Source organism: Planococcus sp. YIM B11945, from assembly GCF_050864155.1.
GTDB lineage: Bacteria > Bacillota > Bacilli > Bacillales_A > Planococcaceae > Planococcus.
The window spans coordinates 190,953-211,701 of record NZ_JBOZWR010000003.1; the positions used below are offsets into that span (position 1 = coordinate 190,953).

Annotated in this window: 20 protein-coding genes; 9 read left to right on the forward strand and 11 right to left on the reverse strand. The window is 45.6% G+C overall.

What is annotated here, in order from left to right:
* Window positions 1-2 precede the first annotated feature (2 nt).
* The 3 genes from ACRRQV_RS05610 to ACRRQV_RS05620 all read right to left on the reverse strand — a co-directional run bounded on the left by ACRRQV_RS05610 (window position 3) and on the right by ACRRQV_RS05620 (window position 2,993).
* A complete protein-coding gene (locus ACRRQV_RS05610) occupies window positions 3-980 on the reverse strand; it encodes an alpha-ketoacid dehydrogenase subunit beta (RefSeq protein ID WP_432528546.1) in 978 nt (325 codons plus the stop codon).
* Window positions 981-983: 3 nt separating this feature from the next.
* Window positions 984-2,096, reverse strand: a complete 1,113-nt coding sequence (pdhA, locus tag ACRRQV_RS05615; protein ID WP_432528548.1) for a pyruvate dehydrogenase (acetyl-transferring) E1 component subunit alpha — start codon at window positions 2,094-2,096, stop codon at window positions 984-986.
* Between the two features lie 255 nt (window positions 2,097-2,351).
* The gene (locus ACRRQV_RS05620; protein ID WP_432528550.1) at window positions 2,352-2,993 is read right to left on the reverse strand and encodes a YkyA family protein; all 642 of its coding nucleotides are present in this window, start codon (window positions 2,991-2,993) and stop codon (window positions 2,352-2,354) included.
* A 142-nt stretch (window positions 2,994-3,135) separates the two neighbouring features.
* Here ACRRQV_RS05620 and def point away from each other — a divergent pair, with 142 nt between their 5' ends.
* Window positions 3,136-3,702 carry a peptide deformylase gene (def, locus tag ACRRQV_RS05625; protein WP_432528552.1) on the forward strand — a complete coding sequence of 189 codons (567 nt, stop codon included), beginning with the start codon at window positions 3,136-3,138 and terminating at the stop codon, window positions 3,700-3,702.
* 194 nt (window positions 3,703-3,896) lie between these two features.
* Here the strand turns inward: def and ACRRQV_RS05630 are convergent, their stop codons facing one another.
* On the reverse strand, window positions 3,897-4,667 hold the full coding sequence (locus ACRRQV_RS05630) for a Cof-type HAD-IIB family hydrolase (RefSeq protein WP_432528554.1): 771 nt from the start codon (window positions 4,665-4,667) through the stop codon (window positions 3,897-3,899).
* Between the two features lie 276 nt (window positions 4,668-4,943).
* On the opposite strand from ACRRQV_RS05630, the gene ACRRQV_RS05635 reads away from it, so the two are divergent.
* Window positions 4,944-5,156: a DNA-dependent RNA polymerase subunit epsilon gene (locus tag ACRRQV_RS05635; protein WP_432528556.1), complete on the forward strand. Its 213-nt coding sequence runs from the start codon at window positions 4,944-4,946 to the stop codon at window positions 5,154-5,156.
* A 2-nt stretch (window positions 5,157-5,158) separates the two neighbouring features.
* A complete protein-coding gene (rnjA, locus tag ACRRQV_RS05640; protein WP_432528558.1) occupies window positions 5,159-6,826 on the forward strand; it encodes a ribonuclease J1 in 1,668 nt (555 codons plus the stop codon).
* 82 nt (window positions 6,827-6,908) lie between these two features.
* Here rnjA and ACRRQV_RS05645 read toward each other — a convergent pair whose 3' ends face one another.
* From ACRRQV_RS05645 to ACRRQV_RS05655, 3 genes are all read right to left on the reverse strand, one after another.
* On the reverse strand, window positions 6,909-7,493 hold the full coding sequence (locus ACRRQV_RS05645) for a hypothetical protein (protein ID WP_432528560.1): 585 nt from the start codon (window positions 7,491-7,493) through the stop codon (window positions 6,909-6,911).
* 103 nt (window positions 7,494-7,596) lie between these two features.
* The gene (locus tag ACRRQV_RS05650; protein ID WP_432528562.1) at window positions 7,597-8,256 is read right to left on the reverse strand and encodes a potassium channel family protein; all 660 of its coding nucleotides are present in this window, start codon (window positions 8,254-8,256) and stop codon (window positions 7,597-7,599) included.
* Between the two features lie 79 nt (window positions 8,257-8,335).
* Window positions 8,336-8,569, reverse strand: coding sequence for a hypothetical protein (locus ACRRQV_RS05655; RefSeq protein WP_432528564.1), 234 nt, complete (start codon window positions 8,567-8,569; stop codon window positions 8,336-8,338).
* A gap of 354 nt (window positions 8,570-8,923) precedes the next feature.
* Between ACRRQV_RS05655 and ACRRQV_RS05660 the strand changes: the two genes are divergently transcribed.
* From ACRRQV_RS05660 to ACRRQV_RS05685, 6 genes are all read left to right on the forward strand, one after another.
* Complete coding sequence (locus ACRRQV_RS05660; protein WP_432528566.1) at window positions 8,924-9,463, forward strand: helix-turn-helix domain-containing protein; 540 nt, start codon at window positions 8,924-8,926, stop codon at window positions 9,461-9,463.
* 15 nt (window positions 9,464-9,478) lie between these two features.
* Window positions 9,479-10,585, forward strand: coding sequence for an ABC transporter ATP-binding protein (locus tag ACRRQV_RS05665; protein ID WP_432528568.1), 1,107 nt, complete (start codon window positions 9,479-9,481; stop codon window positions 10,583-10,585).
* Complete coding sequence (locus ACRRQV_RS05670) at window positions 10,575-11,399, forward strand: ABC transporter permease (RefSeq protein WP_432528570.1); 825 nt, start codon at window positions 10,575-10,577, stop codon at window positions 11,397-11,399. Before ACRRQV_RS05665 ends, ACRRQV_RS05670 begins: the two co-directional genes overlap by 11 nt.
* A complete protein-coding gene (locus ACRRQV_RS05675; protein ID WP_432528572.1) occupies window positions 11,383-12,192 on the forward strand; it encodes an ABC transporter permease in 810 nt (269 codons plus the stop codon). Before ACRRQV_RS05670 ends, ACRRQV_RS05675 begins: the two co-directional genes overlap by 17 nt.
* Window positions 12,189-13,268, forward strand: a complete 1,080-nt coding sequence (locus ACRRQV_RS05680; RefSeq protein ID WP_432528574.1) for an ABC transporter substrate-binding protein — start codon at window positions 12,189-12,191, stop codon at window positions 13,266-13,268. The genes ACRRQV_RS05675 and ACRRQV_RS05680 overlap by 4 nt, the downstream gene beginning before the upstream one ends.
* Window positions 13,269-13,375: 107 nt before the next feature.
* Window positions 13,376-14,566, forward strand: a complete 1,191-nt coding sequence (locus ACRRQV_RS05685; protein ID WP_432528576.1) for an MFS transporter — start codon at window positions 13,376-13,378, stop codon at window positions 14,564-14,566.
* A gap of 30 nt (window positions 14,567-14,596) precedes the next feature.
* Here the strand turns inward: ACRRQV_RS05685 and ACRRQV_RS05690 are convergent, their stop codons facing one another.
* The 4 genes from ACRRQV_RS05690 to ACRRQV_RS05705 are packed head-to-tail and all read right to left on the reverse strand — an operon-like array spanning window position 14,597 to window position 20,743.
* Entirely contained in the window at window positions 14,597-17,167 is a 2,571-nt protein-coding gene (locus tag ACRRQV_RS05690; protein ID WP_432528578.1) for a VWA domain-containing protein, read from the reverse strand.
* Window positions 17,148-18,881 carry a vWA domain-containing protein gene (locus tag ACRRQV_RS05695; RefSeq protein ID WP_432528580.1) on the reverse strand — a complete coding sequence of 578 codons (1,734 nt, stop codon included), beginning with the start codon at window positions 18,879-18,881 and terminating at the stop codon, window positions 17,148-17,150. The genes ACRRQV_RS05690 and ACRRQV_RS05695 overlap by 20 nt, the downstream gene beginning before the upstream one ends.
* Before the next feature lie 12 nt (window positions 18,882-18,893).
* Window positions 18,894-19,754 carry a DUF58 domain-containing protein gene (locus tag ACRRQV_RS05700; RefSeq protein ID WP_432528582.1) on the reverse strand — a complete coding sequence of 287 codons (861 nt, stop codon included), beginning with the start codon at window positions 19,752-19,754 and terminating at the stop codon, window positions 18,894-18,896.
* On the reverse strand, window positions 19,751-20,743 hold the full coding sequence (locus ACRRQV_RS05705; protein WP_432528584.1) for an AAA family ATPase: 993 nt from the start codon (window positions 20,741-20,743) through the stop codon (window positions 19,751-19,753). Before ACRRQV_RS05705 ends, ACRRQV_RS05700 begins: the two co-directional genes overlap by 4 nt.
* Between the last annotated feature and the right edge of the window lie 6 nt (window positions 20,744-20,749).

The following is a 20,749-nucleotide window of genomic DNA, read 5'->3' on the forward strand; positions in this document are numbered from 1 at the left end:
TATTAGAACGTAAGCACTTTTTTCGCTGTTTCTACTATATCCTTCGAATTCGGAAGCCAAACTTGTTCAGCTTGGGAGAACGGGAAGATAGAGTCTGGCGCTGTTACACGCAGTACTGGCGCTTCCAAGCTCAAAATTGCACGGTCCGTGATTTCAGCCACGACGTTCGCTGCAATTCCGCCTTGTTTTTGTGCTTCTTGAACGACCATTGCACGGCCTGTTTTTTCTACTGAAGCAATGATGGTTTCAATATCCAATGGCTGGATTGTGCGAAGATCGATGACTTCAACTGAATAGCCTTCAGTTTCAAGCTCTTCTGCAGCCTTTAAGCTTTCTTGCACCATCGCGCCGTAAGTAACAATTGTAAGATTTGTTCCTTCGCGTTTTACATCCGCTTTGCCTAGAGGAATCGTATATGATTCTTCTGGAACTTCTTGGCGTCCTGAACGGTAAAGTTTCAAGTGCTCAAGGAAGATAACTGGGTCGTTGTCGCGGATAGAAGAAATCAATAACCCTTTGGCATCGTAAGGAGTTGATGGAACAACCACTTTCAAACCGGGTTGAGACGTCATCAAACTTTCTAATGAATCCGCGTGCATTTCCGGTGTATGAACTCCGCCGCCAAAAGGAGAACGGATCGTTACAGGAGCATTCAAGCTGCCGCCGCTGCGGAAACGCATGCGGGCCATTTGGCCGTTAATAGAATCCATCACTTCATATACAAAGCCGAAAAATTGAATTTCAGGTACGGGACGGAAACCTTGCAAAGCCAAACCGATGGCAAGGCCGCCAATGCCAGATTCTGCTAGCGGCGTATCAAATACGCGGTTTTCGCCAAATTCTTTTTGCAGCCCTTCAGTTGCACGGAAAACTCCGCCGTTGTTTCCGACATCTTCTCCAAAAACAAGAACGTTTTCATCGTTTTGCAATTCTGATCTTAGAGCGTCGGTAATTGCTTGAACCATTGTCATTTGTGCCATTGCTTACTTCGACTCCTTCGCTTTGTAGATATCCAGCTGTTCTTGCACGTTAAACGGAACTTCTTCGTACATGATTTCCAGCATATTCGTCACCGTTTGTTTTGGTGCGCTATCGGCTTTTTTGATCGCCGCTTTGATTTCATCTTTAGCACGTTCAATTACTGCATTTTCTTTTTCTTCGTTCCACAAGCCTTTTGCTTCCAGATATTTGCGGAAACGAACCAATGGATCTTTCTTTTCCCATTCGCTGTCGATATCAGATGTACGGTAGCGAGTTGGGTCATCTCCAGCCATTGTGTGCGGGCCGTAGCGATAGCAAAGAGTCTCGATCAATGTCGGCCCTCCACCGTTAACTGCGCGTTCACGAGCGTCCCGTGTTGCTGCATATACTGCAAGCGGATCCATGCCGTCAACCAATATTCCCGGGATTCCTGCAGCTACTGCTTTTTGGGCAATGGTTTTTGCAGAAGTCTGTAATTCACGCGGCGTTGAAATTGCGTACTGGTTGTTTTGTACGATGAAAATTGCCGGTGCACGGAAAGATCCTGCAAAGTTGATGCCTTCGTAGAAATCTCCTTGTGAAGAACCGCCATCTCCAGTGTAAGTAATAGCAACAGATTTTTTATCGCGTTTTTGCATGCCAAGCGCAACTCCTGCAGCTTGGATGTATTGTGCGCCAATAATGATTTGCGGAGGCAAAATATTCAAGCCTTCAGGCATCTGGTTGCCCATGAAATGTCCACGGGAGAACAAGAATGCTTGGTGCAACGGCCATCCGTGCCAAATCAATTGCGGCACATCGCGGTATCCAGGCAAGATGAAATCTTCTTTTTCAAGCGCAAAATGAGAAGCCAATTGAGATGCTTCTTGTCCTGCCGTCGGTGCATAGAACCCAAGGCGCCCTTGGCGGTTCAATGAAATCGAACGCTGATCAAGGATCCGAGTATAGACCATACGGGTCATTAATTCTTGAAGATCTTCATCCGATAATTTCGGGTCAGCCTCTTCGTTTACAATTTCGCCTTCTTCGTTTAAAATTTGAACCATTTCAAACTTTTCTTCGATCGCGTGAAGCGTTTCCAACGGATCGAATTGCTGTGATTTTTTCTCAGCCATAAAAGCAACTCTCCTTTTTTATCTGTATTAAAATTATTCTATTCATTTAGTAATACAATTGCATATTCTTTCTCAGTATACGTTAGTTGATTTTTCCGGTCAATCATTGACAACCCAATATTACCAAGCAATTACAATAGAAAGAAAATTTTTGTAAATAAAATCTGTATCAGTCAATATTCTTCCCTGTATTATACTACAGACTCATTTATCATTCTCTTTTATAGCACAGAAAAAAGCGGCTTGCAGGCCGCTTTACTTCTTCTCTGTGAAATTTTCAATTGTGCTGTTTTTCAATTCATTAAACTGTTCGGTTTTTTCGTTAAATACTGTAACAGCTTCTTGTACCTTTGCATTTTGCTCGTTGACTTCCACCGTTTTTTCTTGTAGCACTTGCATCTCGGCTTCTTCGTCAAGCAACATTTCATAAAGTTCTTTTTGTAAATTGGTCAACTGTTCGTAAGCAGCCGTAAAATCCGAATGGGCGTCGAAGCGTTCTTGCATTTTGGTCTTCAGCGCGGTCAAGTCCGTTTTCACATCTTCTTCCTTTGCTGATTCCATGACGGTGTCAATTTCTTTGAACTCTTCTTCAGCCGAACTCATTGATTTTTTTTCAGTTTCAAGAAGCGCCAGTCGCTCATCAGCTGACGTTATCGCTTCTTCTGCTTGGGTTTTTACTTCTTCTTGCTGTTCTTGCGTCAAAGCCATGATCGATTCAAACAGCTGCTGTTCGTTTTTTTCTAGCTTTTCCATTTCACTTTGTGTATCACGATAATCTTTTTCTGCATCAAACGTCTCTTTTAGCACGGTGTCTAACTGCTCTCCCGTTGTTGGGCCCGAACACGCGCTTAAAAGGAACACGCCTGAAAAAACGGCGGCTGCCATAGTTCTTTTCACTCAAAACCCTCCTTATTACATGAATTAACTATAGTCTGTCACCCCAAAAAACACAACTGGAATCCCGGCATTTTTCTTTCTCCGATGATTCCATTGCGTTATACTAAAATACAATGCACGACCAATGAAAGGATGAACAAACTTGATACTAATGAAAGATATTATTCGCGAAGGCCATCCTACGCTTCGATTGCGTTCTGAAGAAGTTTCTTTTCCGCTTTCCGAAGAAGATCGGAAACTTGCTGAAGAATTGATGGAATATGTCATCAACAGCCAAGATGAAGCAATGATTGAAAAATACGGATTGCGTCCTGGAGTCGGAATTGCCGCCCCCCAAGTCAACGCGCCAAAACGCATTTTCGCTTTGCATTTCGACAAAAATTCAGGAGAAGATCTTAGCTTGATCGCCATCAACCCAAAAATCATCAGCCATTCGGTTGAAAAAGCTTATTTGTCAGCTGGCGAGGGCTGTTTATCGGTTGATCGGGCTATTCCGGGCTATGTCCCCCGCTATGCACGCGTAACGGTGAAAGCTTTTGATATAGAGGGCAAGGAATATAAAAAACGTTTGAAAGGATTGCCGGCCATCGCATTCCAGCATGAACTTGACCATTTGAACGGGGTGATGTTCTTTGACCACATCAATTCGCAAAATCCATTTGCTGAAATAGAAAATGCCATCGCAGTCGATCGCGCTCCGGGAGAATAATCCCGGAGTTTTTTTATTGCTTCATTATCTTTTCTAAAAAGGTTCAACATATTATTTATAGATTGCTTGCGCAAGAGCAGCGCCCTTTCATGTCTCGAAGCTAGCGAAGCGATGCAGAGACAAAATCGCCTTTGCACTTCCCAAAGCGACCGAAGCGGCTTAATAATAGCTTTCTTCACTTTAACTTTAAACGTTTATATCAACTTCAAATGGCGGAACGCTTTTGCTAAGCCATCTCTATCCACATGGTCTGTTACATAAGAAGCATTCTTTTTTGTTTCTTCGTGGCCGTTCTCCATTGCTACGCTGAATCCGGCTTTTGCCATCATCTGCAAATCATTCAATCCGTCGCCAAACGCAATCGTGTCTTCGATCGAGTGGCCTGTTGCCCGGATCAAATGGTCAATTCCGCTCGCTTTTGTCCCGCCTTTTGGCAAAACATCGCATGATACGCGGTGCCAACGGACAAAATTCATATCCGGAAAAGCTTCCCAATATTGCGGCTCTTCTTTTTCTTCACAAAAAACCAACGCCTGGTAAATCTGATGATTCAAATGAAAATCTTTGATCATTTCGGGATGAGGAAATTTCAAGGTTTTGATGCTTTCATCGATATCCGGATGATAGTCGATTGACGAAACCATTTTTTCTTCGGTCATGAACACCAGTGGATGATCCCGAAGTTCCGCGTATTCCACCAAAGCGGAAAGTTTCTGCGGATCCAACGCTTCGGTATGTATCGCTTTGTTATTGTGGACCACGTATTGGCCATTAAACGTTATAAACGATTCAATGCCTAACTCCTTTTTTAATTTATTGATCATAAATGGTCCGCGCCCTGTTGCGATGGCCAGATCGTGGCCGTTTTCTTTTGCCTGTTGAAGCGCTTCTTTCGCAGAAGCCGGCAGCCGTTTATCGGATCCAAGCAGTGTGCCGTCAATATCGAGCAGCAGTAATTTTCCCATTTTGCATTCTCCATTCTACTTTTTTATTAAAAATCGTGCATTCTTTACATTTTTCTGAATATACAGTATAATCTTCGTAAGGAGTGGTTAGCCATGTTGAAGCGTTTAAAAAGAAAGCTTCTTAGACAGCTCAATGGCATCATGAACAAAAAGAAAATAGCGTGACCCTTTTAGCCCTTCTAGATAAATAAGAAGGGCTATTCTTTATTTTAAAACAATGACATGATAATATAAAGAAAGTGAATTAATTTGAACGTGGAAAAAGGAGAGCATATTATGATTTTTAAAGTTTATTACCAAGAAAACCGTTTTGAGGTACCAGTTCGCGAAAATACAAAAAGCCTTTATGTTGAAGCTTCTACCGAGCGCGAAGTGCGTCAACACTTGAAGGACCGCAATTACAACATCGAGCTTGTTCAGCTGCTTGAAGGCAGCCATTTAGAATATGAACAAGCGAGCCAAAATTATGAAGTTGAGAGCATCAACTAAATATGAAATTTGTAAAAAATGACCAAACAGCTGTATTCGCACTCGGCGGACTGGGCGAAATCGGCAAAAATACCTATGGCGTGCAATTCCAAGATGAAATCATCTTAATTGACGCCGGCATCAAATTTCCGGAAGACGATCTGCTCGGAATCGATTATGTTATTCCGGATTACACGTATTTAGTTAAAAATGTCGACAAAATTAAAGGGCTATTTATCACTCATGGCCACGAAGACCATATTGGCGGCATCCCGTATTTATTGAAAAAAATCAACATTCCAGTATACGGCGGAAAATTAGCCCTTGGATTGCTCCGCAAAAAATTAGAAGAACACGGCTTATTGCGCCAAACGAAAATGACTGAAATCGAAGAAGACGATGTCATCAAATTCCGTAAAACAGCAGTCAGCTTTTTCCGAACCACACACAGTATTCCAGATGCATTCGGTGTAGTTGTTAAAACGCCCCCTGGTAATATTGTGCATACTGGAGACTTCAAATTCGACTTTACACCGGTCGGCGAACCTGCCAACTTATTGAAAATGGCTCAAATCGGCAGCGAAGGCGTATTGTGCTTGCTGTCCGACAGCACCAACGCGGAAGTGCCCAACTTCACAATGTCCGAACGAAAAGTTGGAGAAACGATTCGCGACATTATGAGAAAAGTAGACGGCCGCTTGATTTTTGCAACATTCGCTTCTAACATTTACCGCTTGCAGCAAGTAACAGATGAAGCTGTGGCGCAAGGACGCAAAATCGCTGTATTTGGTCGCAGCATGGACAACGCCATTACGATTGGCCGCGAACTGGGCTACATTAATGCACCGGAAGACGCTTTTGTCGATACGCAAACTTTGAACCGTTTGCCGGCAAATGAAGTGCTGATTCTGTGCACAGGATCTCAAGGTGAACCGATGGCAGCTCTTTCACGGATCGCCAACGGCACGCACCGCCAAATCCAAATCCAACCAAATGACACAGTGGTCTTCTCATCTTCCCCGATTCCGGGCAATACGAGCAGCGTAAACCGGACGATCAATTTATTGTTCCGTGCCGGAGCTGATGTTATTCACGGCTCACTTAACAACATCCATACGTCTGGACACGGGTCTCAAGAAGAACAGAAATTGATGCTTCGTTTGATCAAACCGAAGTTCTTTATGCCAATCCACGGCGAGTTCCGGATGTTAAAAATGCATTCGCAGCTTGCGATTGATTGCGACGTGCCAGAAGAAAACACGTTTATCATGGAAAATGGCGAAGTTCTTGCTTTAGGGCAAGACGAAGCATCCGTTGCAGGCCGTGTGCCTTCTGGAGATGTCTACATTGATGGAAGCGGCATTGGCGATATCGGCAACATCGTACTTCGCGACCGCCGTGTTTTATCTGAAGAAGGCTTGGTCATTGTTGTGGTCAGCGTCGATATGGAGAAAAACAAAATGGTCTCAGGACCGGATATCATTTCCCGCGGATTCGTCTATATGCGCGAATCCGGCACCATGATTTACGAAGCCCAGCAAATGCTTAACCGCCACTTGAACAAAAAAATCAACGGCAAAAACACCGAATGGTCTGAGCTGAAAAGCGATATCTCGGATGTACTGGGGCCGTACTTATACGAAAAAACAAAACGCCGCCCAATGGTCTTGCCGATCATTATGGAAGTGTAATTGCAAAAGCCTCCGCATAGATTTTCTATGCGGAGGCTTTTTTGTATCAAATTATTTTCTGGCATTCATGGCAATTCCACTTTCAATCTTCCCAATAAAACAAGGCATCCATAGTCAAATAATCTTTTGGATTGCGGTACAGTGTGGGGATCTTTGCTTGAAATGGCAGGAGCCTGTTGATGGCTGCTGCCTCTAATAATTCCAAATGGAATTCGTTTAATGCAAGTTTGATTTGTTCTGCTGCAGGCTGCAGGTGTTCGCTGACGCGCAGCCGGTTAGGCGCGTCGAGCAACGAGCCATATGCACCGCCGATTTCTTCGCCGTCCCGGAACACCTTGTACCTGACATCTTCTCCCATGATGGCTGCAAGGGCAAGACGGCAAACATCAATGATAATTCCTTGTCTTTCTTCTTCCCATCGATCGGTGTTTACTTTGCGGACAGCAACGTCCTCTTTCCGCCAGCAGAACAATTCCACAAACGAGGCATAGCCGCTCCCAAAATGATCCCACTCGGCTTCGCATTGCAAATGAGGAATACGCTTGATGCGAAAAACCAGCCGCCGGATGTGCGCTTCAATTTCTTGTTCATTTTTTGTGTTGTAGGGAAACGCATCCCCGATTGTTTTGCCTTCGATCAGCTCTTTTAATTGGTCGTTGGAAAACACAGCCATGCCCCCTCTCCCTTCTTTATTTCCACAAAAAAGGACAGATCCGGTAAGTCTTTGCTGCTGACTTCTGGGATTGCCCTTTTCATTTTCGTTTGATCGTTTAGTTCAGCACTTTCTTTTCAAACCGGTTAATGTCCACGTCTGAGCCGATGATGATCAACACATCCCCAAACGCAATTTTCATATCCGCCTGCGGAGATACGAGAATGTCGCCGTCGCGCTTAATGGCGACAATGTTGATGCCGTATTTGGCGCGGATGTCCAGCTCAATGAGCGTATAGCCGGCTAATTTTTCATTGGCGCGGATTTCCATGATGGAATGTTCGTCCGACAATTCCAAGTAATCCAGTACATTGTTCGACAACATATTGTGGGCAATCCGGATGCCCATGTCCCGTTCCGGATGCACAACGTGGTCAGCGCCGATTTTGCTCAGCACTTTCGCGTGGTAATCATTTTGAGCTTTGACGGTAATTTCTTTTACGCCAATGTCTTTCAACATAAGCGTCGTTAAAATGCTGGCCTGAATGTTTTCACCGATTGCAACAATGACGTGTTCAAAATTCCGAATGCCAAGTGATTTAAGAACCGCTTCATCGGTCGTATCAGCAACAATCGCTTGCGTCGCAATAGAGGCGTACTCGTCGACGCGTTCCGAGTCTTTATCAATTGCCATAACATCTGCATCTTGTTCAATCAGCTCCCGAACAATGCTTCCACCAAACCGCCCTAAACCGATTACTACAAATTCCTTTTTCATCTTTATCCCCCAAATCATTATGCTCTCACTTGTATTTTACTCTTTCGCCGACAGTTTATCGACAAAAAGAAAACCCCGCTCACCGGCGGGGATCTAATGGCTTCTTCGGCCGTTTTTCGCAATATTCACAGCTGTCATCACTGCAAGGTTCTTCACGCCATTCGTTGCATACAGCACAATAGCTTGCATCAAATTCATCGTCGAATGTTAAAGCTGACAGGCAGCTATGGCAATACGTATGGACTTCCATCCAATTAATGAACTTTTTGTTTGCGACCAAGTAAAGACCTTGTTGATCTTGTTTATAATTCATAATGGAATTTTTTTTGACCACGCGATTTTTAGGGTCAAGAAAAAAATTCATTTTTCCGTTCATGTAATCCACTCCCAGAGTATAGGTTGAGCTTTTGTCTGTACCTCTAGTATAACACCAATCCAATTTGGCTTTTGTAAAGTACCTAAAACTTTTTTACCATTTCTCTATAATAAGGACTCATCCCCCTAAAAAGCAATTGATAAGAAGCTGAGATGAAAGATATTTTTTTTACTTGTAATACGATTTTATTTTTGTATAATAAAAGATGTTTATAGTAAACTAAAAGTCTATTTTAACTAAACTTCTTTTTCTCGAAGTTTATTATTACTAAACGAATCGAGGAGATGGCCGATGCAAATTGGAACAAAAATCAAAAGGCTCCGTTTAAAAAATGGATTGACCCAAGAAGAATTGGGTGAACGCACGGATTTGAGCAAAGGCTTTATTTCTCAACTGGAAAGGGACATGAATTCCCCGTCTATTGAAACTTTGTTTTCATTGCTAGAAGTTCTTGGCACGACGCCAAAAGATTTTTTTGACGATGATGAAGAAGAAAAAATCGTCTATTCGGCTGAGGATCACACTGTCCATACCGATGCAGAAGCCGGCTACGAAATTGACTGGCTCATTCCTACTTCGAACGAAAAAGAAATGGAACCGGTATATTTGACGCTGCAGGAAAAAGGACAGTTCAAACTTTTTGAACCTTCTTTAGCGGAAACGTTCATTTACGTGTTAGAAGGCAAGATTAGGCTGACATTAGGAGAAAATGATTATATCGCCAACATTGGAGATTCCCTGTACTATTCAGCTTCCGATCACCATCGAATAAGCAATGAACACCATGGAACATCTGAATTACTGATCGTAGCTACTCATTCTTACTTATAATGCAGGAGGGTTCGTATGTCTCAACAATCAATTATCCGATTTGATAACGTAACACAAACTTATGAAGGAGCTGGCAATGTATTAAACAACGTCAGTTTTGAACTGGAAAAAGGGAAATTTTATACTTTGCTTGGCCCGTCCGGTTGCGGCAAAACGACCATCTTGCGTCTAATTGCAGGATTCCACTCCCCGACCAGCGGCGATATTTACATCGAAGGCAAAAAAATGAACAATGTACCGGCAAACGAACGCCAAGTCAATACGGTGTTCCAAGACTACGCGCTGTTCCCCCACTTGAATGTGTTTGAAAACATCGCCTTTGGATTGCGCATCAAGAAAATGAAAAAAGCGGAAGTTGAACGCCGCGTAAAAGAAGCGTTGGAGTTCGTCAATTTGAAAGGCTATGAAAACCGGGAAATTAATGAAATGTCTGGCGGCCAACGCCAGCGTGTGGCAATTGCCCGCGCCATCGTCAACGACCCGGAAGTAATTTTGCTTGATGAGCCGCTGTCTGCACTCGATTTGAAGTTGCGTACTGAAATGCAATACGAATTGCGCGAACTTCAGCAGCGACTTGGGAAAACTTTCGTTTTTGTTACCCACGACCAAGAAGAAGCGCTGGCGATGTCGGATGAAATTTTCGTTATGAATGCCGGCGAAATCCAGCAAAGCGGAACGCCGATGGACATTTACGACGAGCCGATCAACCGCTTTGTAGCCGATTTTATTGGCGAATCGAATATTGTGGCCGGCGAAATGATCGCGGATTACCGCGTCCGTTTTGCCAATCAGGAATTTGAATGCGTCGATAAAGGCTTGAATCCAAACGAACATGTGGAAATTGTCATTCGTCCGGAAGATTTGGAAATCACCGATGTCACCCAAGGCAAAATGGCCGTTACGGTGGACACGCAATTGTTCAGAGGCGTTCATTTTGAAATTTCGACGCTTGATGAAGTGGGCAACGAATGGCTCGTCCATTCTACGAAAAAGGCGGAAGTCGGCAAGAAAATCGGCTTGGATTTTGATCCGGAAGCCATTCATGTTATGCGCTTGAATGAATCGGAAGAAGCCTTTGATGCCAGGTTAGAATCATACGGAGCTGGAAGCTATGAAAAATAACGCATCCCGCCCGCTTTACATGATTCCGTATTATCTTTGGATTGCGTTGTTTGTCATTGCGCCCATTGCACTTGTTGTTTATTACTCGTTTTTTGACATCAGCGGAAATTTCACGTTTTCCAACTACCAAAATTTCTTTTCTTCGGTGTATTTGCGAATGACAATTTCTTCGTTTTGGTACGCGTTTTTGATCACGTTGGTCTGTATTCTGGTTGCTTATCCGACCGCTTACTGGCTGACCAAAACGAAGCACAAACAGCTTTGGCTATTATTGATCATCATTCCCTCTTGGATCAATTTGCTGTTGAAAGCTTATGCGTTCATTGGGATATTCGGCCTTTACGGCCCTGCCAATAAGTTTCTGGAAGCAATCGGAATCGGCAAACAGCAAATTTTGTTCACAGATGCCAGCTTCATCTTTGTGGCAGTTTATATTTTCATCCCGTTTATGATTTTGCCGATTTTCAATAGTTTGGACAAAATGAACCCCGGTTTGATCGATGCATCGCGCGACCTCGGGGCATCAGCTTGGGTAACGTTCCGGCGCGTCATTTTCCCGTTGACGCTAAACGGCGTCAAATCCGGCATTCAAGCGGTCTTTATCCCTGCCCTCTCGCTGTTTGTCATTACGCGTCTAATTACAGGGAATAAAGTCATCACGCTTGGAACCGCGATTGAGCAGCAGTTTTTGGTTACCCAAAACTGGGGCATGGGTTCGACGATTGCCGTATTCTTAATTTTATTTATGATCATCGTCATGATGCTGACAGGACAGCAAGATAAAGGAGGCGCCGGCAATGGGAAAATTAAGTAAAGCAGCAAAAGCCTATTTGGCGCTTGTCTTTATCATTTTATACGCTCCTATTTTTTACTTGATTTTCTACTCGTTCAACAGCGGCGGCACGATGTCGAGCTTTGAAGGATTCACGCTGGAACATTACGCAGCAGTATTTGGCGATACGCGACTGATCATCATCTTGCTGAACACGGTCATTGTGGCATTGCTGTCGTCATTGATTGCAACAGCGATTGGTGTGCTCGGTGCCATCGGCATTGTCTTTCTCCGCAACCGCAATACGCGCAATGCGGTCCTGTCGCTCAATACCATTTTGATCGTCAGCCCGGATGTTATCATCGGCGCTTCGTTCTTGATTTTGTTTACGATGATCGGGGTAAAACTGGGCTTTGCTTCTGTGTTGATTTCGCATATTGCGTTCAGCATTCCGATTGTCGTGATCATGGTTTTGCCGAAATTGCAGGAAATGAGCAGCTCATTGATTGACGCTGCTGCCGATTTAGGCGCCACCAAACGCGATATTCTAACGCGCGTCATTATCCCGTATATCAAACCGGGAATTTTCGCCGGCTTTTTCTTGGCGCTGACGTATTCCTTGGACGATTTTGCGGTCACGTTTTTTGTTACAGGAAACGGCTTCTCCACCTTGTCCGTGGAAATTTACTCGATGGCACGGGCAGGAATCACGCTTACCATCAATGCGTTGTCTGCTTTGATCTTCGTCGTGACGCTCGGCTTGGTTGTCGGCTATTACTTCTTCAACCAGCGGACCCCGCGCCCGCCTGTTGAAACAGGAGGAACTGACCTATGAAAGATATCGTGCGTGCGAGTATAGCCATTTTAGTTGTTACGGCATTGTTGTTTTACGCCGTATCAGTGCTGGAAAAAAGTTCGGCAACAACGTCTGGCGGCGGGACGATTACCGTCTATAACTGGGGCGAATACATCGATCCCGAATTGATTAGCCAATTTGAAGAAGAAACCAACATCAAAGTCGTTTACGAAACATTCGATTCGAATGAAGCGATGATGACAAAAATCGAGCAAGGCGGAACTTCTTACGATGTAGCGATGCCTTCCGAATACGCCATTGAAAAAATGAAGGAAAACGACTTGCTCATTCCAATGGACCACGAGAAAATACCAAATCTCAAAAACATCGATCCGTATTTCCTTGATTTGCCATTTGATCCCGGCAACGAATTTTCCATCCCTTATTTTTGGGGAACGGTCGGCATCGCATTCAACCCGACATTGCTTGACGGGCAAACGTTCGAAAGCTGGAACGACCTGTGGGACCCAAGCTTAAAAGAAGAAGTCATCATGGTCGACAGCGCCCGTGAAACGATCGGCATGGGCTTGAACAGCTTAGGCTATTCCCTGAATTCGACCGACATGGCCGAACTGCGGCAAGCAACCGATAAATTAAAAACTCTCGGTCCTAATGTCAAAGCGGTTATTGGCGATGAAATTGTTGAAATGATGCGCCGCGAAGAAGCAGCCATTGCCTTGACGTGGTCCGGGCAAGCAGCGGATATGATGTACGTCAATGAAAACATCGATTATTCCATACCTGAAGAAGGTTCGAATCTTTGGTTCGATAACATGATCATTCCAAAAACAGCCGGAAATGTAGAAGGCGCCCATGCGTTCATCAACTTCATGCTGGGTGCAGAAGCGGCGGCGCAAAATGCTGAATATGTCGGCTATTCCACGCCCAACCAAGCAGCTATTAAATTGATGGACCCGGAACTCACCGGAGATGAACGCTTTTACCCAAATGAAGAATTGCGGGAGCGCTTGGAAGTTTACAAGAACTTAGGCCCGGAAATGCTCGGGATTTACAACGAATTATTCCTGGAATTTAAAATGGATATGAAAAATTAACAAGCAGGCTTTCCTGCTTGTTTTTTTAATGTGTTTTCGGGTATAGTTTTGAGATTGGATATGCTAAAGTTTAGAGACACGAAACAATAGGGAAAGAAGGATTGCCGATGGCAGCTAAATCAAATAATTTTGCACTTTATGTGCTGATGTTCAATATGTTTATTGCAATGAGCGGAATTGGCTTGATCATTCCCATTATGCCCGCGTACCTGGAAACGTTTGGCGTTGCTGGCCAAGCCCTTGGAACGCTGATTGCCACTTTCGCCTTGGCGCAGTTTTTATTTTCACCGCTGTCGGGCCAGTTGTCGGATAAGTACGGACGGAAAAACCTCATCATTTTCGGATTGGTCGTTTTCGGATTGTCGCAGCTCGTCTTCGGATTGGCGAGCGAACTGTGGATTTTGTATTTGGCCCGTTTTTTCAGCGGACTCGGATCTGCCTTTTTGATTCCACCGATGATGGCATTTGTCGCAGATATTACCACGTATGAAGAACGCGGCCGCGGAATGGGCTTGCTTGGCGCCTCCATGTCGCTCGGCTTTACCATAGGACCAGGAATTGGTGGCTTTTTAGCAGGCATCAGCCTACAATTCCCTTTTTATGTCGCCGCCTCCGTTGCATTGATTGCAGCACTTATTTCATTTTTTGTTTTGCCGAATATCATACCAACCATTACAAATGCCATGGACAAACGTGAAAACATCTTCCAGCAAATGAAGCGCTCTACCGCCACACCGTATTTTGTCATGCTGCTTGTCATGTTGATATTTGCGTTTGGCCTAGCCAACTTCCAGTCCACTATTTCGCTGTATGTGGACCATAAATACAATTACACGCCAACCGACATTGCGGTGTTGATGACCGTGGGCGGTTTTGCCGGCGTAATAGTCCAGACGTTCATCATCGATCGCTTGTTTAAACGCTATGGAGAAATGAAAGTCATCTTGGTCAATTTGATGATTTTGGCGATTACGATGATTGCCGTTCTTTTCGTCAGTACGTACTGGACCATTTTACTCGTCGCCGCTGTCTTCTTTACCTCAGCCGCCTTGCTTCGGCCAGCCATCAATACCTTGATCTCCAAACTTGCAGGCGATCAACAAGGATTTGCTGCAGGCATGAACAACGCATATATGAGTTTAGGCAATATGATTGGGCCAGCATTAGCAGGCATCTTGTTTGATATCAACATCAGCTTTCCATACATCGCAGGAACGGTCATCTTGCTCGGCTGCTTCTTCCTTGCTTTTACATGGTCAGCGAAAAAACAACAATTGCTTCAACTTAGCCGGACTTAATATAATAAACGACAAAAAGCGAAAAAGAGATTAACTTCTCTTTTTCGCTTTTATTAATTGGGATACGGTTTCCGGTGCCAGCTCTTCTTTTGGAGCTTGGCGTTTTTTTCTTATCGGCAGTTTTAAGCCGAAGCGGCGAAGCGTGATATCAAGGAAGAAAAGAATCATCGCCGCCAGCAGCACGTAGCGCTGGATCGGCTGCCTTGTGCCGCTTTCATAGGGAATGTCCCGGAATGACAGATCCAGCGTCTCCAGCACTTCCCCGTCCGTTCTTTCAGCTATCGTTGACAACAACTGCCGGTTTGCTCCAAGTGTCCGGTATTCATCGCCGTAAGGAATCGTCAGCCCGGTCTTATAAGCGGCTCCGGTTTCATTGGAGACACTGAAAAAGACCAAACCGGGAGATGCATCAAGCATAACGTCCACTTTCCCGGGAGCGACCAATTCGGTTTGGAGCGGCACTTCTTCCCCTTGTTCATTTACAACCGACACGTTCAATATTGCCGAAGCTTGAGAGGGGTCTTCTACCGTATAAACCCCTTGTTCTTTTTTCGTTACCGAAAATGGAATTTCTTCAAATGATGGCAGCAATTCGGCTACATTTCGGTTCCAAAACGCCGGCCATTCTCCCCAACTTTGGAACCCGCCGCTCCATGCTCCGCTGCCGGACGTGTAGGCAATTGTTTTGCCGAGCCCATAATTCCAGCTCGCAAGCACAGGATCGCCTTCTTCGCTTTCCAATTCAACAGAAGCTGTGCTTTTTGCAGTTGTCGCGATATACGTGTTCATTTCAGGCACGCCTTCGGCAAACAGCGGACTCCACGGGCTGTCATATACAATAGGATAAAACGGTTTATCCACAATGTACGTCCGGGACATCATCATCGTCTCCCTCGATAAGATGGCCGGAATCGTCGTTTCATCGGTTACATCGTAATAGCGTCCGCTGCCGGTTTCCGCTAGGGTTTTCAACAAGTTTTTATCGGCATCTTGTCCGATTGACACAGTTGATAGCGTTACATTGTTTTCTTTGCCATTCTCAATTAATGCCGTATAGTCGCTAGATGTTGCAGCTTGGCCGTCCGTCAGCAAAATGATGTGTTTGCGCTGCAGTTCTAAATCCTCCAGCTGCAAGTACGCTTCTTCAAGCGACCGATAAATCTCCGTTCCCCCGCCTGGTGCAACGGACAAAATTTTGTCCACGGCATCTTTCGGGTCATTCAGTTTTTCGGTCGGTACGATTTCCCACGGACGGTCGTCAAACGCAATCACTCCGACAGTGTCTTCTTTTCTCAAAAGCTCCACGGACCGTGCAGCAGCTTCTTTTGCCAACTCCAATTTGGAACCCGCCATACTGCCCGACCGGTCCATGACGATGACCAAGCCAAGAGATGGCAATTCGTGCTTGCCTTTAACTTCCATTTCAACTGGCAAAATCCGTTCGATCGGTGATTTAAAATAGCCGCCCAACCCGTAGCTTTGGTCGCCTCCGACCATCATGAAACCGGTGCCGAACTGTTTGACTGCTTGTTCGATGACAGCCATTTGCTGGCCGCCGATCGAAGTTCCGGAAACGTTGTCAAAAACAATCGAATCGTACGGCAAGATAGACGAAAGGTTGTGGGGCAGCTCTTCAGCTTTCATTTCTGTAATTTGAATGTTTTCTTGGTCTAATAAACCGGGAATCGGACTCGGATCATTGCCGTGGACTACCAAAACTTCCGGCGTCCCTTCCACTTCCGTGATGCTGATCAAAGCATTGTTTTCTAAATAGGCATCGTCTTCAATTTCCAGCTTCACTTCGTATTTCGCCAAGCCTTTCGCTTCTGCCGGATAGGAATAGGCGAATAAATTCTGTCCTGCCGACAACGCAATTTCTTTCCGGTCGAATTCCTCATCATTAGAAGAGAAAATCAATTGCCCTTTAACGCCTTCATCCGAGTCAATAGCGACAGTAAAAGCTTGTGCTTCGCCTAAAAAGGCCTGCGCCGGCGTTTCAAACCGGCTGATCGAGGCATCGGTTCTCTTGTCTTGTTCGACCGGGTACACATCCACTTGAATGCGTTCGGAATCCAAGCGGTCGAGACTTTCTAAGACAGACGACTGGGTTTCATTTCCATCTGTCAATAAGACGAGCCGTGTAGCCAAATCGGTATTTCCGCTATTGGCTGCGAGCTCCAGCGCCTGTGCAATATTGGTATGTGTGTTTTTATTTGCAGCAACGTCTTGCGGCAGCGGCTCTTGTTTAGCAGACAGCGGCACTAAGGTTTGAAAATCTTCCGCAAACGTATAAACGCCTGCCAATTGATGATTTTTTTTCGCGGCCATTGCGGTTTCCACAACGGCCGCAATCTCCGTTTCCATTCCTTCCATTGAAGCCGACCGGTCAACCAGAAAAATGACTTGTTCTTCTGCATCTGCACGGTAAAGCAACGGATTGGCCATTGCCAGGACCAATAGTAAAACCACGAAGATTCGCAGAATAGCGACCCAACGGAATTGCTTGGAGCCTGAGAGTTTTTTAGGGATCGTCCAAGCGAAATAAATAAGGACCGGCACTAACAGCCAAAGCCATAGCGGTTCATCTACGCGCAATTCCACGGCGGTACACCTCCCATTCTGCGATAACCAGAACCAGAACGAATAAGACGAGCCATGGAACAAGTGAAAATTGGACTGTCTCTTCCGACGTTTCTGCTTGCCCTAATTTATACGACGAGCCGGTTGATAAGGTTTTTTCTTCGTTGCTGAGCTGCACGATCAGCGTCATTGATGCACCATCTCCTACCACATCGTAAACTCCCGGCTCGGTCGGTGCAGTAAATGCTCCTTGGCCTTCCAAATACGAAGACAAGTATTCACCGTTTCGAAAAACTTCCCATTCTCCGCTTTCAGAAGCGAGAGCGACGGAGCGCTGCTCGTTCGGCTGGAAAAAGCCGAGAAACGCTTCTGTGCTGCCGAGTTCGCCAGCTGCACTCCATAAAAACAAAGGGAACGATGGGTTCAGCGGCCAATCGGTTGACTGAATGTCCACTAATACGACAATGTCTCCATCAGGCGCCACTTGGATCAATGGTTCTTCTCCGATGGACGCCACCGTTTCATACCCTTCAAACGGCGGATAAACTTCTGAAACAAACACTTCTTCCAAATTGGCGTAAGCAAAAAGGGCATGCGGCACTGTTGCAATTTCTCCAGAAACTTCATGCGGTGCTTCATCGTTTCGGCCAATCAATAAAATCGGCTCTGCCCCCGCCAACAATTCAGTTTGGTTTGTTACAATCGGCATGCCTGAGATTTGAGCCAGTTGGCCCGACTCCATTAAACGCACATCCATATTCAACGACCGGAAGCCATTTGCAACCAGTTCGTGAAGAGCAGAGTCAATGGTGACGGCATTTACCGTCTGCTGGACAAAAGCTGCCATTTCATTGTCGGCCGCGTATTCATCTTCCACTTGAAGCTGCGCTTGCCACAACTTTTCATCGGCCAGCTCTTCAAAGGGCACCAACAGTTCTTCTCCTGCCGCCAATTGGATGTCGGCTGTTTTTTCCGTTTCGCCGCCCGTTACCACTAGTTTTCCCGTAGCCGGTTCAGAACTTTCATTGGCCACTTGGACGATCGCCCGCAGCCCTTTATCCGTCTCTGCCAACCCAAACTGGCGGATGGAGACATTTTGCATCGGCTCTTCAAAGCCATGGACTTCATAGACTGCACCGGTTTTATTAGCAAGAAGCGACCGGTCCAGCGCATCCGTGAACACATGGATCACCGTCGATTTGTTGTCGACAAGCGTGTCCGCAAACAGCAAGGTTTTTTCAATTTCCGCTTTTTCATAGGAAATGGCCAAACCGTCAATCACTTGCTCAATGGTTTCCAGATCGCGCTCTTTTCGCAAGGCTACTTCCGGACGGGCACCGGTCGTGACCACCGTCACCGGTTTGCCGCCCGCTTGTGAAGCCAAAGTTTTCATTAATTGCTGCTGCTGTTCAAAATGCGACGGTGAACCCGCCAACATCGTAGCGGACAGATCGGCGACAAAGATAAACTCATTGCCTTCCAGCGTTTCCGAATCGACTTTCGGCCCAAGCAAGGCAAATACGCAAAGCAGCAAAGCCGCCAATTGCAAATAAAACAATAAATGATGCTGAAGTTTTTTCAAATACGGCGATGCTTGCATTTCTTTCATCATTTCCCGCCAAAACAACGTTGATGATACGCGCTGGTCTTTGTATTTTTTGCGGAAAAAATAATACCAAATGACGGCTAGCGGCATGATTGCAGTCCATATTAAGCCCCATCCTGAAAAACTCATGCCGCTTCCCCCTTATTCAATCCATTTTTTTCTCGCCATTTGCTGAAACAGCACATGCTGTATGCCTTCTTCCATATGAATGGAAAGATACTGCACCCCGTGTTTTCGGCATAACGCTTCTAGTCCTTTATTGTGCAATTCCCGTCTTTCCATGTAACTGGAATAGGCATTTTGCGTCATGGTTACGTTGATGTCTTCATCGGTTTCATCGTCGATAAAACGGACGTCCCCAGAAAAATTGGGTGTTCGTTCTTCCTCTGTTGAAAGATGAAGAAAACGAATGTCATGCGCATAACGCGGCGCTTGCTTGAAAAACTGCTGCCATTCATCCAGCGGCTCTAAACCGTCGGATAAAACAAACAACACCGTTGAGTCTTTCGCCGCATAGAAACTGGCCGATTTAGCAAATGAACGATTTTCGGGTTCCGGCAAAACCGAAACAAAATGCTCAAATAGCTTCCGAGCGGATTTTCCTTTTTTCCGAAACGGCACGACTTCTTTTTGCCCAGCTGAAACCGTTAACCGGTCATCGCTAGACAACACCACGATTCCAAGGGAAAACGCCAATTGTTTTGCGAAAAGCCATTTGTTTTTCATGGATTTCGAATTGTCGATCAACAAATGAACACGCATTTCCTGTTCATCTAAAAATCGTTTTATGTAGACGCGGTCTGTTCGGGCAAAAACATTCCAGTCAATGTGCCGGACATCATCTCCCGGGTGATATTCCCGAAAATCCGAAAAATCCAGCGAAGCGCCAAAGCGCATTGACCGGTGGGATCCTTTATGATGGCCGCGGATTTTCGCTTTTGTTCCGATGGAAAAACGGCTGAGGCGGCTGATCCAATCTCCCGGCAACTGAAGCTGGGTCATTTCAATACGCCTTTTCCGGCTTCACTCAACACCAAATCTATCAACGCATCCGTGTTTTGGCCCTCTGCTTCTCCTTCGTAATTCAACAGCATGCGGTGCCGCAATACCGGTTTGGCCACATGCTTCAAATCGCCGATCGACACATGGAACCTGCCTTCCAGCAATGCACGGGCTTTTGCCAGCCGGATCAAGCTTTGCAAGCCGCGCGGTCCACTGCCGTACTGGACATATTGCTGGATTTGTTGGATGGACGAATCTTGCGGGCTGGTGTTTTGGATAATGTCCACGGCAACCATTAAAATGTCTTCCGCAATCATGACTGATTTCACCAATTGTTGAGCTGCTACGAGCGCTTCTGCACCCATTTTCTTCTCAAGTTGAATGGTTTCAGATCCGGTCGTCCGCCTGCTGATTTCTGCCAGCTCACTGCGGTTAGGGTAGATGACAAGAATTTTGCATAAAAAACGGTCCATTTGTGCTTCCGGCAACGGGTACGTCCCTTCCATTTCGATTGGGTTTTGAGTCGCCAAAACAAAAAATGGCCGAGCCATTTGTTTGGTGTCGCCAAGAATGGTCACGGTTTTTTCGCCCATCGCTTCAAGCAGCGCACTTTGCGTTTTCGGAGTGGCGCGGTTGATTTCATCGGCCAGCACCATTTGATGAAAAATCGGCCCTTCCCTAAACGAAAACTGCTGCTTGCCGTCAGCATCCCGTTCAATCAAGCTCGTGCCGGTAATGTCAGATGGCATCAAATCGGGCGTAAATTGAATGCGGGAAAACGACAAATCAAGAACGTCCGAAATCGTCCGAATCAGCATCGTTTTGCCGAGCCCGGGCAAGCCTTCAAGAAGCGCATGCCCGTCAGCTAAGATTGCGTACAGTGAAAACTCGATCGCTTCTTCTTGGCCGACGATAAAACGGCCAATTTCGGTTTGCACTTCCTGCAGCCGCTTGCTCATTTTTGTAAATTGGTCTGGTGTCACTGTCATAATCTC